11 protein-coding genes are annotated in these 14,093 nt (G+C 67.8%); 10 read left to right on the plus strand and 1 reads right to left on the minus strand.

Features of this window, described 5'->3' with window-relative positions:
* Window positions 1–44 precede the first annotated feature (44 nt).
* The 6 genes from PMO31116_RS13280 to PMO31116_RS13305 are packed head-to-tail and all read left to right on the plus strand — an operon-like array spanning window position 45 to window position 7,281.
* Window positions 45–617: a LeuD/DmdB family oxidoreductase small subunit gene (locus PMO31116_RS13280; protein ID WP_023595250.1), complete on the plus strand. Its 573-nt coding sequence runs from the start codon at window positions 45–47 to the stop codon at window positions 615–617.
* On the plus strand, window positions 611–2,296 hold the full coding sequence (locus tag PMO31116_RS13285) for a hydantoinase B/oxoprolinase family protein (RefSeq protein WP_150567126.1): 1,686 nt from the start codon (window positions 611–613) through the stop codon (window positions 2,294–2,296). Before PMO31116_RS13280 ends, PMO31116_RS13285 begins: the two co-directional genes overlap by 7 nt.
* Window positions 2,293–4,344, plus strand: coding sequence for a hydantoinase/oxoprolinase family protein (locus PMO31116_RS13290; protein WP_150567127.1), 2,052 nt, complete (start codon window positions 2,293–2,295; stop codon window positions 4,342–4,344). The genes PMO31116_RS13285 and PMO31116_RS13290 overlap by 4 nt, the downstream gene beginning before the upstream one ends.
* Window positions 4,345–4,370: 26 nt before the next feature.
* Complete coding sequence (locus PMO31116_RS13295; protein WP_150567128.1) at window positions 4,371–4,991, plus strand: cysteine hydrolase family protein; 621 nt, start codon at window positions 4,371–4,373, stop codon at window positions 4,989–4,991.
* The gene (locus tag PMO31116_RS13300; RefSeq protein ID WP_150567129.1) at window positions 4,988–6,421 is read left to right on the plus strand and encodes an FAD-dependent oxidoreductase; all 1,434 of its coding nucleotides are present in this window, start codon (window positions 4,988–4,990) and stop codon (window positions 6,419–6,421) included. Before PMO31116_RS13295 ends, PMO31116_RS13300 begins: the two co-directional genes overlap by 4 nt.
* Window positions 6,418–7,281 (plus strand): isocitrate lyase/PEP mutase family protein, encoded by an 864-nt coding sequence (locus tag PMO31116_RS13305; protein WP_023595255.1) that lies wholly within the window; start codon window positions 6,418–6,420, stop codon window positions 7,279–7,281. The genes PMO31116_RS13300 and PMO31116_RS13305 overlap by 4 nt, the downstream gene beginning before the upstream one ends.
* Window positions 7,282–7,330: 49 nt before the next feature.
* On the opposite strand, the gene PMO31116_RS13310 is transcribed toward PMO31116_RS13305, so the two are convergent.
* Window positions 7,331–8,554 carry a CaiB/BaiF CoA transferase family protein gene (locus PMO31116_RS13310; protein WP_150567130.1) on the minus strand — a complete coding sequence of 408 codons (1,224 nt, stop codon included), beginning with the start codon at window positions 8,552–8,554 and terminating at the stop codon, window positions 7,331–7,333.
* Window positions 8,555–8,809: 255 nt separating this feature from the next.
* Between PMO31116_RS13310 and alaS the strand changes: the two genes are divergently transcribed.
* The 4 genes from alaS to PMO31116_RS13330 all read left to right on the plus strand — a co-directional run bounded on the left by alaS (window position 8,810) and on the right by PMO31116_RS13330 (window position 13,992).
* Window positions 8,810–11,434 carry an alanine--tRNA ligase gene (gene alaS / locus PMO31116_RS13315; RefSeq protein WP_150567131.1) on the plus strand — a complete coding sequence of 875 codons (2,625 nt, stop codon included), beginning with the start codon at window positions 8,810–8,812 and terminating at the stop codon, window positions 11,432–11,434.
* A 221-nt stretch (window positions 11,435–11,655) separates the two neighbouring features.
* Window positions 11,656–12,894, plus strand: coding sequence for a YbfB/YjiJ family MFS transporter (locus tag PMO31116_RS13320; protein WP_150567132.1), 1,239 nt, complete (start codon window positions 11,656–11,658; stop codon window positions 12,892–12,894).
* Window positions 12,895–12,948: 54 nt separating this feature from the next.
* On the plus strand, window positions 12,949–13,719 hold the full coding sequence (locus PMO31116_RS13325) for a class II aldolase/adducin family protein (protein WP_150567133.1): 771 nt from the start codon (window positions 12,949–12,951) through the stop codon (window positions 13,717–13,719).
* Window positions 13,720–13,797: 78 nt separating this feature from the next.
* Complete coding sequence (locus tag PMO31116_RS13330) at window positions 13,798–13,992, plus strand: 4-oxalocrotonate tautomerase (RefSeq protein WP_150567134.1); 195 nt, start codon at window positions 13,798–13,800, stop codon at window positions 13,990–13,992.
* Window positions 13,993–14,093 lie beyond the last annotated feature (101 nt).

Below are 14,093 nucleotides of genomic sequence, written 5' to 3' on the forward strand. Positions count from 1 at the left end.
TGCGCGCCGGTCCTCCAGAACATTTTCACTGCCTCTCCTGAATCATGACAACGCCAACGTCTTCTTCCGGTCGACCCGAGGCGAGCGGCCACGCGACTGACGCTGACACACATCGCGCGTGGGTGGTCGGCGCCGATATCGATACCGACGCGCTCGCACCCGGCGCCTACATGAAGTTCGGCATCGACGAGATCGCACGCCACTGCCTGCATCGGGTGCGCCCGGAGTTCGCCGCGGGCGTGCGACCGGGCGACGTGCTCGTGGCCGGGCCGAACTTCGGCATTGGCTCGTCGCGCGAACAGGCGGCCGCCGCGCTGGTGCACCTGGGGGTGCGCGCGGTGATCGCACCGTCGTTCAACGGTCTCTATTTCCGCAACGCCTTCAATGTGGGGCTGTTGCTGCTCACCTGTGCCGACGCATCGCGAATCGCCGAAGGCGAGGACCTGCGGCTCGCGCCGCGCGAGGGCTATGTCGAGCGTGCCGATGGCAGCCGGCTCGCCTGCGAGAGCGTGCCGGGGTTCCTCCTCGACATGGTCGACGCGGGCGGCCTGCTCAATCTGCTCAAGCGGCGCAGCGCGGCATCCCAACCGACATCACACGGAGTTTCTTCATGCTAGATCCCGTCACCCTGGCGGTCCTCAAAGGACGGCTGGAGCAGATCGCCGACGAAATGGACGCGACGCTCTACCGCAGCGCCTTCAATCCCATCATCGCCGAGGCGCACGACGCCTGCCACGGCATCTACGACGCCGCGACCGGCGCGACCCTCGTGCAGGGCAAGTCCGGCCTGCCGGTCTTCGTCGGCGCGATGGCGTTCGCCGTGCAGGCGGCCGCGCGCACGGCCGCCGAGCGCGGCGGCATGGTCGACGGCGACGTCTGGCTCTTCAACGATCCGTATGAAGGCGGCACCCACGCGAACGACTTCAAACTCGTGCGTCCCGTGTTCCGCGACGGCGAGCTCTATTGCTTTCTGGCGTCCGCCGCGCACTGGCACGACGTGGGCGGCGCGGTGCCGGGCAACTACAACCCGGCCGCGACCGAATGCTGGCAGGAAGCGGTGCAGATCCCGCCGGTGCGCATCGTACGGCGCGGCGAGCTCGACGCGGACGTGCTCGCGATCCTCAAGGCCAATACCCGTTTGCCCGACAGCCTTTGGGGCGATCTGAACGGGCAGCTCGCCGCGCTCGAGCTCGGCGCGCGGCGTCTGGCCGATCTGCTCGACGAGTACGGCGACGGCACGGTGCAGGACGCGCTGGCGCAATTGCGCGAGCGCGCCGTGAAGCTCATGCGCGCGCATGTGGCCGCGTTGCCGGACGGCGAATACGTCTATCAGGACACGCTCGACAACGACGGCGTGCGCGACGAACCGCTGACGATCGCGCTGCGCATGCGCGTGGCCGGCGAGTCGCTCACGCTCGATTTCGCGGGAACGTCGCCCGCGTGCATGGGGCCGGTGAACATCTCGCGCGCGACCGCCATCGCCGCATGCTACGTGGCGCTCAAGCACCTGTTCCCGGACGTGCCCGCCAACGCGGGCGTGCTCGACGCGGTGCGCTTCGAGCTGCCCGACGGGTTGCTGATTTCGGCCCAGCGTCCGCGTCCGGTGGGCGGCTATACCGAGACCATCCTGCGCATGATCGACGTGATCTTCTGTGCGATGGCGCAAGCCGCGCCCGAGCGGGCGATGGGGCAGGCGTACGGCACCATCAATGCGCTCTCGATCGCCGGCTACCGCACCGACCCGGCGCGGCGCGGTCAGCGCTGGGTGATGTTCAGCTTCTTCGGCGGCGGCCACGGCGGACATATCGACGGCGATGGTCTGTCGCATGGCAACGCGCCGATCTCGACGGCCACCATTCCCCCGGTCGAGATTCTCGAAGCCGCGTATCCGGTGCGCTTCACGCAGTGGGCGCTGCGCCCCGATTCCGCCGGCGACGGACGGCATCGTGGGGGCCTGGGCGCCATCTACGAAATCGAACTGCTCGAGGACAGCGCGGAAGCGTTCGTGTTCGGCGAGCGCGGACGCTCGGCGCCGCAAGGCATTGCAGGCGGTGCGGCGTCGGTGCCCAACGTGTTTCGCTATCAGAACGACGGCCAGTGGCACACGCCGCCGATGGCTTCGAAGATGCTCGGCATCAAGCTCGCGCGCGGGGAGCGCGTGCGGCTCGAGACGCCGGGCGGGGGCGGCTACGGCGCGCCGGCGGCGCGTGACGCCGCGGCACGCGCGCATGACCGCGCGATGGGATATGTGACGACCGGCGCGAACGACGCGCGCGAGAAGGAGCAACAGGCATGAGCGAAGCATCAACGATCGTCGGCGTCGACGTGGGCGGCACGTTTACCGATTTGTTCGTCCTCGACGAAGCCGCCGGCGTGGCGCGTATCGTCAAGGTACCCTCCACGCGCGGCGAGGAAGCGCGCGGCTTCATGAACGGCATCGAGCGTGTCGACACGCAGGGACGCGGCGCGGGCGGCATCGCCACGATCGTGCATGGCACGACCGTGGGCACGAACGCCCTGCTCGAGCGCAAGGTGGCACGCACCGGCATCATCACGACGACCGGCTTTCGCGACGTGCTCGAAATGCGGCGCCGCGATCGCCCGGCCACCTGGGGCCTGCGTGGCAACTTCACGCCCATCGTGCCGCGCGACCTGCGCCTCGAGGTCGATGAGCGCGTGCTCGCCGACGGCACGGTCCATACCGACGTGGACATCGCCCAGGTGGAAGCGGCCGCGCGCCAGTTGCTCGAGGCGGGCTGCGATGCCGTGTGCGTGTTCTTCGTCAACGCCTACGCGAATCCGATCAACGAGCAGCGCGCCGTGGCCGCGGTCCGGACGCTGTGGCCCAACGGCAACGTGACGGCGGCGACCGAGGTGCTGCCCGAGATCCGCGAATTCGAGCGATGCTCGACAGCCACGCTCAACGCGTCGCTCCAACCGGTGGTCGGCAGCTATCTCACGCGTCTGGAGAGCGACCTGAAGGCGCGCGGCTTCGGCGGCGAACTGCTCGTGGTGCAGAGCAATGGCGGCATCATGTCGCGTCAGACGGCGTGCGATGTGCCAGTGCGCACGGCGCTCTCGGGGCCGGCTGCCGGGGTGATCGCCTGTGCGGCCATCGCGCGGGCCGCGGGCTTCGCCAACGTGGTGACGGGCGACATGGGGGGGACGTCGTTCGACGTGTCGCTCGTGGCGGGCGGCGAGGCGTCGCTCTCGGCGCAGACGTCCATCGAATTCGGCATGGTGGTGCGCTCGCCGATGATCCAGATCGAGACGATCGGTGCCGGCGGCGGCTCGATCGCATCGGTGGATGCGGGCGGCCTGTTGCAGGTCGGTCCCGAGTCGGCGGGCAGCATTCCCGGCCCGGCGTGTTACGGACGCGGCAACACACGACCGACGGTGACCGACGCCAACGTGCTGCTCGGGCGCATCGCCGCCGACCGGCCACTGGGCGGCGGCCTGCTCGCGAAGCTCGACGCGAGCCTTGCCGCCAGTGCCATCGACGAGCATGTGGCCAAACCGCTCGGCCTCGACGTGTATGCCGCCGCCGAGGCGATTCTCACCGTCGCCAACGCCAAGATGGCCGGCGCCATTCGCGTGGTGTCGATCGAGCGCGGCCACGATCCGCGCCAGTTCGCCTATATGCCCTTCGGCGGCGGCGGCGCGCTGCACGTGTGCGCGATGATGCGCGAAGTCGGTACGACCACGGGCATCGTGCCGCGCTACCCGGGCGTGACGTCGGCGCTGGGCTGCGTGATCGCCGACATGCGACATGACAGCGTGCAAACGCTCAACCAGCCGCTCGCCGCGCTCGATACGGCAGATCTCGTGGCACGCGTCGAAGCGCTGGCCGAGGCCTGCCAGGCGCGCCTCGACTCCGCCGGCGTGCGCTTCGAAGGCGTGCGCGAGATCGTCGAGCTCGACATGCTCTACGTGGGCCAGAGCCATACGGTGCGCGTGCCCGTCACGCGCGAGCAGCTCGATCGCGACGGCATTGCCCGGGCGTTCGAGACCGCGTACCGCGACGCCTTCGGTCGCGCGCTCGAGGGCATTCCGGTGCGCATCATGAACCTGCGCTACGCGCGCATCGGCGTGCGCCCGAAGTTCGACCTGGCCGTGCTCGCGCCGCAGGCCGGCGCGATGCCCGAGTCGCTCGGCACGCAGCGCGTCTATCACGCCGGACAGTGGTGGGACGCCGCGCGCTACGCGCGACTGGACTTGCCTGTCGACGCCACCGTGGCCGGCCCCGCGATTCTCGAGCAGTCGGATACCACGATCTGGCTGGAGCCGGGCTTCTCGGGACGCGTCGACGCCCTGGGCAACCTGCTGATCACGCGCGACGCCTGAGCGGCGCGCGCACAACGGAGTTCGCAATGACACAAACGACGTCCGGGCTCGACGCGACGCGCACCGCGCTTGTCATCGTCGACCTGCAGAACGATTTCATCGCCCCGGGCGGTGCCTACGACCGGGGCGGGGCGGCCACGCGCGAGGCGCAGGCATTGCCCGCGCGTGTCGCGCCGGTGGCCGCTTCGCTCAAGGCGGCCGGTGGCTTCGTGGCGGCGAGCCAGTTCACGCTCTGGCCGGATGCGTCGGGCGAGCCGATGATCTCGCCGCATCTGCGGCAGTTGCGGCCGTTCCTGCGCCGGGGCGATTTCGTCGCCGGCTCGCCGGGTCATGGCACGGTCGCGCCGCTGGCGTCGCACGTGGACGTCTCGGTGTGGAAGGTCGCCTACTCGGCCTTCTTCAACACGCAGCTCGACTGGGTGCTGCGCCGTGCGGGCATCGACACGGTCGCGGTGTGCGGCATCGTGACGAACGGCGGTGTTGCCAGCACGGCCCGCGACGCCCACATGCGCGACTACCGCGTGCTCGTACTCGCCGACGGTTGTGCCGCTCCCACGCCCGCCATGCACGACGCCGCACTGGTCGACCTTCGCACCGTGGGCGAGATCGTGACTTGCGAGGCCTTCGCCGGCCTGATTTCAGGATGAGCGGCGCGGCTTCGGCGAGCGCGCCCGTGATTCGGCGCGGACAGCCGCCGGTGGACGATCTGCCGCAGGTCAGCGTGGTGATCGTCGGCGCCGGTGCTTGCGGCCTGAGCGCCGCGCTGATGCTGCAGGATGCGGGCGTCGATTGCGTGGTGCTAGAGCGCGACGCGGTGCCCAGCGGTTCGACGGCGCTGTCGTCCGGCTTCATTCCGGCGAGCGGCAGCGAGGTACAGCGCGCCGCCGGTATCGACGACAGTCCCGCGCGTTTCGCGGCCGACATCATGGCGAAGACCGACGGTACCGCGGCGGCCCATCTCGTGCGCGCGTATACCGAGGCGTCGGGTCCGGCGATGGATGCGCTGGCCCGGCACGGGCTGACGTTCCAGATCCTCGATGGCTTTCTGTATCCGGGGCACTCCGTGCGGCGCATGCACAGCCTGCCCGAGCGCACTGGCGCGGCGTTGATGGCCGCGCTGGAACGTGCCGTGCAGGCAACCGACGCCGCGATCCTTACCCGAACCCTCGTGCGCGAACTCTGGGTCGACGAGACGGGGCGGGTGCGGGCGGTGGGCGGCGTGCGTCCCGATGGTGCCATGGAGTACCTCGGCTGCGACGTCCTGCTGCTTGCCTGCAACGGCTTTGGCGGCAACGCGGCGCTGCGCGCCGAATGGCTCCCCGAGATGGCCGACGCGGTCTACGGCGGCCACGAGGGCAACGATGGCAGCGCCTTGCTCTGGGGGCGCGCGCTGGGCGCGGCACAGGCCGACCTTGGCGGGTATCAGGGGCACGGGTCCTGGGCGAGTCCGCACGGCGTGCTGATTTCCTGGGCCGTCATCATGGACGGCGGTGTGCAGATCAATCGCGAAGGGCGGCGGTTTCACGACGAAACGCACGGTTATTCGGAAGCGGCGGTGCATGTGCTCGCGCAGCCGGGCGGCATTGCCTGGAACGTGTTCGACGCGCAAACGCTGGCGCTGGCGCGCACGTTCCCCGATTTTCAGGAGGCAGAGGCCGCCGGGGCGCTCAGGACATGCCCCGACGTCGAGGCCCTCGCGGCGACCATCGGCTGCGAGGCACACGTGCTGCGCGCCACGCTCGACAGTGTGGCGCCGGGCGTCGCGGCGGCCGACGGGCGCCGCTTCTCCCGCGCGCTCACGGCTCCGTACTACGCCGTGAAGGTCACCGGCGCGTTGTTTCACACGCAAGGCGGGCTCGACATCGACGCCCACTGCCGGGTGTTGCGCCCGGACGGCACCGCGCTGCCGAACCTGCTCGCCGCTGGCGGCGCGGCGCGCGGCGTATCGGGCAACGCGGTCTGGGGCTATCTGTCGGGCAACGGGCTGCTCTCGGCCGTCGCGGGAGGCTTCATCGCCGCGCACACGGCGATCGATGCGCTCGCCATCTCGCCAACTTCACAGGAGATTTCCCCATGACGACAACGTCGTCCCTGAAGGCGCGCCTGAACGAGGGCGTGCTGCTCGCGCCGGGCGTCTATGACGCACTCTCCGCGCTGATCGCGGCGCAGACCGGCTTCGAAGCGCTGTATCTGTCCGGGGCCTCCATTGCCTACACGCGGCTCGGGCGCTCCGACATCGGGCTGACCACCTACCCGGAAGTGGAAGACACGGTCGCGCGTATTGCCGAGCGGGTGTCGGTGCCGATCATCGTCGACGCCGATACCGGCTTCGGCAACGCGCTGAACGTCAAGCGCACGGTGCGGGGGTTCGAACGCGCCGGCGCGGCCATGATCCAACTGGAGGATCAGACCTTTCCGAAACGCTGCGGTCATCTCGACGGCAAGGGCGTGATTCCCGCACAGGAAATGGCAGGCAAGATTCGCGCGGCGGTCGATGCCCGTCATGACGCGAACACGTTGATCCTCGCGCGCACCGACGCGATCGCGGTGGAGGGGCTGGAGGCCGCGCTCGATCGCGCCGAGCAGTATCTGGCGGCCGGTGCGGATGCGCTGTTCATCGAGGCACTGCGCACGACCGAGCAAATGACGGCGGCATGCGAGCGTTTTGCCACGCGCGTGCCGTTGCTCGCCAACATGGTCGAGGGTGGCAAGACGCCGGTGCAAAGCGCACAGGCGCTCGCCGACATCGGCTTTCGCATCGTCATTTTCCCGGGGGGCACCGCGCGCGCCGTGGCGCATACGCTGCAGGGCTACTATGGCAACCTGCTCGCGCAGGGCACCACCGCCGCGTGGCGCGAACGGATGCTCGACTTCGACGGCCTGAACGCGGTGATCGAAACCCCCGCCTTGCTGGCCGACGGTCGGCGCTACGAGTAACAGCGTCTTCCCGGCGCGCCGAGCGCGCCGGGGAGAGGCCGTCGCGGGGTCAGACGACGCCGTCGGCGCGCAGCCGGGCGATCCGCTCGGCGTCGAAGCCCAGGCGCTCGCGAAGGATGTCGTCGCTGTGCTGCCCAAGCGTGGGCGGCGCGGTGCGCGCCTCGGGCGGCGTCTCGCTCATCTTCATCGGACTGGCCACGAGCCGGGCCGTGCCGCCAGACGGGTGCGGCAACGCCACCTCCATGCCGCGCGCCTTCACCTGGGGATGCGCGAAGACTTCCGGCAATGTGTTGATGGGCCCGCACGGCACGCCCAGCGCCTCGAGCTTGTCGATCCACGCATCCTTGCCGAATTTGCGCACCATTTGTGCGAGCAGCGGCACCAGCACCTCACGGTGACGCACGCGCGACGGATTGGTCGCGAAGCGCTCGTCGTCGGCCAGCGCGGGCTCGCCGCCCGCTTCCACGAACTTGCGGAATTGTCCGTCGTTGCCGACCGCGACGATGATCCAGCCATCGTCGCCGGTCTGAAACGTCTGATACGGCACGATGTTCGGATGGGCGTTGCCCCAGCGCACCGGGGCATTGCCGCTGGCCAGGTAATTCGTGTTGAGGTTGGCAAGCATGGCGACCTGTGTGTCGAGCAGCGCCATGTCGATGTACTGGCCCACGCCAGTGCGGTCGCGATGCGTGAGCGCGGCCATGATCGCCAGGCTCGCATACATGCCCGTCATCAGGTCCGCAATGGCGACGCCTGCCTTCTGCGGGCCGCCGCCAGGCAGCGCGTCGCGTTCGCCGGTCACGCTCATGAAGCCGCCGATGCCCTGAACGATGAAGTCGTACCCCGCGCGCGAGGCGTGCGGGCCGGTCTGGCCGAAGCCGGTCACCGAGCAGTACACCAGATCGGGCTTGACCGCCTTGAGCGACGCGTAGTCCAGGCCGTACTTCGCCAGTTGACCGACCTTGTAATTCTCGACGACGACGTCGCTTTGCGCCGCGAGCGCCCTGACGATCGCCTGGCCCTCCGGGCGAGAGATGTCGAGCGTGAGCGAGCGCTTGTTGCGGTTGGCCGCCAGGTAGTAGGCGGCTTCGGCGGTGTCGCGGCCCTCGGCGTCGCGCTGGTAGGGCGGGCCCCAACTGCGCGTGTCGTCGCCCACGCCGGGGCGTTCGACCTTGATGACGTCGGCGCCCAGGTCGGCCAGATTCTGCGTGGCCCACGGCCCGGCCAGCACACGCGAAAGGTCGAGCACCCGGATATGACTCAGCGCACCCATCGTTCGTAATCTCCTTCGTGTCGTTGTCGGTCCCGCATCGCGAATTCAGGAAAATCGCTTGCGGAACGATGTTTTGCAATGCGGAACTTGTGACGCAGAGTCTACGGCGTCGCACGGTGCGCTGACCAGCGTCGTTTCGCACTGCGGTTGGCGTGGCGACGCGGTGGGCGGGCCGATTTCCCGTATAATCAAAAGTTTGCAAAATATCCCGCCAGACGCCTTGTCTGGCCCGGTCCCCACGCTCTCACGCACGCTATGAAAGTCGCAGACATTCGGGAAAAATTCCTCAACTTCTTCGAGTCGAAGGGGCACACCATCGTGCGCTCGTCGAGCCTCGTGCCGTCCAACGACCCCACGCTGCTGTTCACGAACTCCGGCATGGTGCAGTTCAAGGACGTCTTCCTCGGTCTCGAGACGCGTCCGTACAAGCGCGCGACCACGGCCCAGCGCAGCGTGCGCGCCGGCGGCAAGCACAACGATCTGGAGAACGTGGGCTACACGGCGCGTCACCACACGTTCTTCGAAATGCTGGGCAACTTCTCGTTTGGCGACTACTTCAAGCGCGAAGCGATCCAGTACGCGTGGGAACTGCTCACGGAAGTCTACAAGCTGCCCAAGGACAAGCTGTGGGTGACTGTCTACAAGGAAGACGACGAGGCTTACGACATCTGGGCGAAGGAAGTGGGTGTGCCGACCGAGCGCATCATCCGCATCGGCGACAACAAGGGCGCGCGCTACGCTTCGGACAACTTCTGGCAGATGGCGGACACCGGTCCGTGCGGTCCGTGCTCGGAAATCTTCTACGATCACGGCGCCGATGTGTGGGGCGGCCCGCCGGGATCGCCGGAGGAGGACGGCGACCGCTACATCGAGATCTGGAACCTGGTGTTCATGCAGTTCAACCGCGACGAGCAGGGCAACATGACGCCCCTGCCCAAGCCTTGCGTGGATACCGGCATGGGGCTCGAGCGTATTGCGGCCGTGCTCCAGCATGTGCACAGCAACTACGAGATCGATCTGTTCCAGCACCTGATCAAGGCTGCCGGGCGTGAGACCGGCGTGACCGACCTGAGCGCGAATTCGCTCAAGGTGATCGCCGATCACATCCGCGCCTGCTCGTTCCTGATCGTCGACGGCGTGATCCCGGGCAACGAGGGTCGCGGCTACGTGCTGCGCCGTATCATTCGCCGCGCGATCCGCCACGGCTACAAGCTCGGGTGCACGAAGCCGTTCTTCTACAAGCTCGTGCCGGATCTGGTGGCCGAGATGGGCGTGGCCTATCCGGAACTGGCGCAGGCGCAGCAACGCGTGACCGACGTGCTCAAGCAGGAAGAGGAGCGCTTCGGCGAGACCATCGAGAACGGCATGGAGATTCTCGAAGGTGCGCTGGCGGATCTGGCCAAGCGCGGCGTGACCACGCTCGACGGCGAACTCGCCTTCAAGCTGCACGACACCTACGGCTTCCCGCTCGACCTGACCGCGGACGTGTGCCGTGAGCGCAGCATCACCGTCGACGAAGCCGGTTTCGACGCCGCCATGGCGCGCCAGCGCGAACAGGCGCGCGCGGCCGGCAAGTTCAAGATGGCGACCGCCCTCGAGTACACCGGCGACAAGACGCGCTTCCAGGGCTACGACACGCTCGCGCTCGAAGGCGCGAGGGTCACGGCGCTGTACGTGGACGGCACGAGCGTGGACAGGCTCGCCGCGGGCCGGCAGGGCATCGTGGTGCTCGATACCACGCCGTTCTACGCCGAGTCGGGCGGTCAGGTGGGCGATCAGGGGGTGATCACCACTGGCAGCGCGCGTTTCGGCGTGTCGGACACGCAGAAGATCCAGGCCGACGTGTTCGGTCATTACGGCACGCTGGAGTCCGGCGAGCTGAAGGTGGGCGACGCTGTCACGGCACAGGTCGATGCCGTGCGACGCGCACGCACCGTTCGCAATCACTCGGCGACCCACCTCATGCACAAGGCGCTGCGTGAAGTGCTCGGCTCGCACGTGCAGCAAAAGGGCTCGCTCGTCGATGCCGACAAGACCCGCTTCGACTTCGCCCACAACGCCGCGATGACCGCCGACGAAATTCGTCGCGTGGAAGACATCGTGAATGCCGAGGTGTTGGCCAATGCGCCGACGCAGGCGGCGCTGATGTCGTTCGACGATGCCGTCAAGGGCGGCGCAATGGCGCTTTTCGGCGAGAAGTACGGCGACGAGGTGCGCGTGCTCGACATCGGCTCGTCGCGCGAACTGTGCGGCGGCACGCACGTGAACCGCACGGGCGACATCGGTCTGTTCAAGATCGTGATGGAAGGCGGCGTGGCTGCCGGCATTCGTCGCGTGGAAGCGATCACCGGCGACAACTCGGTGCGCTTCGTGCAGAAGCTCGACGATCAGGTCAACGAGGCAGCGGCCGCGCTCAAGACGCAGCCGGCCGAACTCTCGCCGCGCATCGCGCAGGTGCAGGAGCAGGTCAAGTCGCTGGAGAAGGAACTGGCGGCGCTCAAGTCGAAGCTGGCCTCGAGCCAAGGCGACGAACTCGTCGGGAAGGCCGTCGACGTCAACGGCCTGAAGGTGCTGGCCGCGCAACTCGAAGGTGCCGACGTCAAGACGCTGCGCGAGACGATGGACAAGCTCAAGGACAAGCTGGGCAGCGCGGCCGTCGTGCTGGCCGCGGTCGACGGCGGCAAGGTCAGCCTGATTGCGGGCGTGACGGCCGACTTCACCAGCAAGGTCAAGGCGGGCGAACTCGTCAACTTCGTCGCCCAGCAAGTCGGCGGCAAGGGGGGCGGCCGACCCGACATGGCGCAGGCCGGCGGCACCGATCCGTCGCAACTGCCGCAGGCGCTGGCCGGCGTGCAGGGCTGGGTGGCCGGCAAGCTGTAAGCGCTGGCGGTCCGATCGGCGCGCCCGGCGTCGTCACGCAACGTCAGGAGCACAAGGCAAAACGCGCACTTCGGTGCGCGTTTTGCTTTCATGGGGCGCTCATTGCCCCTTTTTGCACAAGGGAACCTGCGCAGTGCTCGATGGTTTGCATGTAAAGTATTCGGCAAACCCGGCGCGCCGAACGAGGAGCGCCGCATGAGAATCCCCCCCCCACTCACGCCATGCCAGCCACACTCGCCGATTCCGAACGGTCCGTCCCGCCGCGCCAGCCTTCACCCGAGCGGGCGGCCTGGCGCATCGCCCTGTCGTGCATGCTCGCCCTCGCCATCGCCATGGGCATCGGCCGCTTCGCGTTCACGCCGATGTTGCCGCTGATGCTTCACGAGAAGCTCACCGACATCCAGCACGGCAGTTGGCTTGCATCGCTGAACTACGCCGGGTACTTCATCGGCGCACTGTCGTGCATGTGGCTGCGCTTCACGCCGACATTGATCATCCGGTTCGCGCTGGCGGCAACGGTTGTGCTCACGTTGGCCATGGGCTTGCTGGATTCGTTTGCCGTCTGGGCCGTGGTGCGCACGCTCGCTGGCGTGATGAGCGCATGGGCGATGGTGTTCTCGGCCGGCTGGGGTTTTCGCAAGCTGGGTGAGCTGCGCATGCCCAGCCTGGGCGGCGTGATCTTTGCCGGGCCCGGCGCGGGCATCGTGGTGACGGGCCTGCTCGCGAGCCTGAACGACAAGCTCTCCTGGCCCGCACGCGGCGGCTGGCTGCTGTGCGGCGGGCTGGCGATGCTCCTGCTCGCCGCCATCTGGCGCACGTTCGTCGCCGACGCACCTGCCGCCGTCAAGGCGTCGGACGGCGCCGCGGGCCATGCGACACCGCATGCGGTCAATCACGGCAGCGGCGAGAACGTGATTCCGGTCACGGTGCTCTACGGCTTTGCCGGGTTCGGCTACATCATTACGGCGACATTCCTGCCGGTGATCGCGCGTCAATCGTTGCCCGGTTCGCCTTGGCCCGATCTCTTTTTTCCACTGCTCGGCCTGATGGTGATTCCCGGCGCCATCATCGGCGCACGTGCGCCGCTCGCGTGGGACAACCGCCTGCTGCTCGCGGTCTGCTACGTGATGCAAGGCGCGGGCGTGGGGATCGGCATCGTTTTGCCGAACGTGGCGGGCTTCGCCCTGGGCAGCGTGCTCGTGGGCCTGCCATTTACCGCCATTACGGTGTATGCGGTGCGTGAATGCCGTCGTTTGCGTGGGGACAACGCCAATGGCCTGATCGGGCTGGTCACGGCATCCTATGGGATAGGGCAGATCGTCGGCCCATTGGTAGCCGCACCGCTGGTCGCTGCCACCGGCAGTTTCACGGCCGCGTTGCTGTGCGCGACCGGTGTGCTCGTGCTGGGCGCCGTCGGGTTCGTGTGGGACTGGCGGCGTTCGCGTGAACTCGCGCCCTGATTCGCATCTGAATTCCCATCGATTCTCCAAACGACAGATCCGGAAGCCTCGCGTATGTCCTTTACCTTACAGGCGGGCAGAAAAGCCGCCACGGCCATGAGCGACGCCGAGCGTCGGATGCGCGTCGATCTCGCGGCCTGTTATCGTCTCGTGGCCCTGCACGGCTGGGACGACATGATCTACACCCACATCTCGGCGATGGTGCCCGGCGAGCCCGGCCACTTTCTGATCAACCCGTTCGGTCTCGCGTTCGACGAAGTGACGGCGTCTAACCTCGTCAAGATCACGATGAACGGCGAGATCGTCGGGGAGAGCGAACATCCGGTCAACGTGACGGGCTTTGCGCTGCACGGCGCCGTGCACGCGGCGCGGGCCGATGCGGTCTGTGTCATGCATTTGCACAACACCGCGGGCATTGCCGTGTCGATCCAGCCTCACGGCCTGTTGCCGATCTCTCAGCACGCGCTGCGCTTTCACGAGCGCATCGGCTATCACGAGTACGAAGGTCTGGCGTTCTCGCCCGCCGAAGGCGAGCGGCTCGTGGCCTCGCTCGGTTCGCACCCGGCCATGCTCCTGCGCAACCATGGCACGCTCACGACCGGGCGTACGGTGGCCGAAGCTTTCGTGCTGATGGCCACGTTGATCAAGGCCTGCGAGATCCAGTTGCAGGCGTTGACGGGCGGTGCCGCGCCGCATCTGCCGAGCGTGGCTGTGCAGAACAGGACAGCGCTTCAACTCGAGGACGGCGGTGCCGTCGAAGGCGTGCTGGAATGGCCGGCACTGCTGCGCAAACTCGATAGAATGGACGCCACGTTTCGCGATTGAGCGCCGCTCGCGCGCAACGCGGGGGATGTCGGATCCCCAATTCCCGATTGCCATGATCACACAAGGAGAGAGACTGCAATGCCAACGTTTCATGTCGAGATGTTCGAGGGACGCACCGTCGAGCAAAAGCGCGCCTTCGTGAAAGCCGTGACCGAAGCTGCCGTGACGACCATCGGTTGTTCGCCGGAATCCGTGGACATCATCATCACCGACATCAAGCGCGAGAACTGGGCCACGGGCGGCACGCTCTGGTCGGATCCGCGTCCTGAGTGATCGCACGCCTGCCGGCAACAGGCAAAGTCATCGGCGGGGCGGGTGTCGCCCCGCTCGCCGTATCGAAGAGGTTGTCATGTCGCAAGTCCCGTCCGCATCGA

Source organism: Pandoraea morbifera, assembly GCF_902459575.1.
Classification (GTDB): domain Bacteria; phylum Pseudomonadota; class Gammaproteobacteria; order Burkholderiales; family Burkholderiaceae; genus Pandoraea; species Pandoraea morbifera.

Excerpts from the sequence above, each read along its gene's own strand:
- PMO31116_RS13290 (WP_150567127.1), top strand. The coding sequence starts at position 2,293 with ATGAGCGAAGCATCAACGATCGTCGGCGTCGACGTGGGCGGCACGTTT.
- PMO31116_RS13295 (WP_150567128.1), top strand. The coding sequence starts at position 4,371 with ATGACACAAACGACGTCCGGGCTCGACGCGACGCGCACCGCGCTTGTC.
- PMO31116_RS13310 (WP_150567130.1), bottom strand. The coding sequence starts at position 8,554 with ATGGGTGCGCTGAGTCATATCCGGGTGCTCGACCTTTCGCGTGTGCTG.
- PMO31116_RS13280 (WP_023595250.1), top strand. The coding sequence starts at position 45 with ATGACAACGCCAACGTCTTCTTCCGGTCGACCCGAGGCGAGCGGCCAC.
- PMO31116_RS13325 (WP_150567133.1), top strand. The coding sequence starts at position 12,949 with ATGTCCTTTACCTTACAGGCGGGCAGAAAAGCCGCCACGGCCATGAGC.
- PMO31116_RS13320 (WP_150567132.1), top strand. The coding sequence starts at position 11,656 with ATGCCAGCCACACTCGCCGATTCCGAACGGTCCGTCCCGCCGCGCCAG.
- PMO31116_RS13300 (WP_150567129.1), top strand. The coding sequence starts at position 4,988 with ATGAGCGGCGCGGCTTCGGCGAGCGCGCCCGTGATTCGGCGCGGACAG.
- alaS (WP_150567131.1), top strand. The coding sequence starts at position 8,810 with ATGAAAGTCGCAGACATTCGGGAAAAATTCCTCAACTTCTTCGAGTCG.
- PMO31116_RS13285 (WP_150567126.1), top strand. The coding sequence starts at position 611 with ATGCTAGATCCCGTCACCCTGGCGGTCCTCAAAGGACGGCTGGAGCAG.
- PMO31116_RS13330 (WP_150567134.1), top strand. The coding sequence starts at position 13,798 with ATGCCAACGTTTCATGTCGAGATGTTCGAGGGACGCACCGTCGAGCAA.
- PMO31116_RS13305 (WP_023595255.1), top strand. The coding sequence starts at position 6,418 with ATGACGACAACGTCGTCCCTGAAGGCGCGCCTGAACGAGGGCGTGCTG.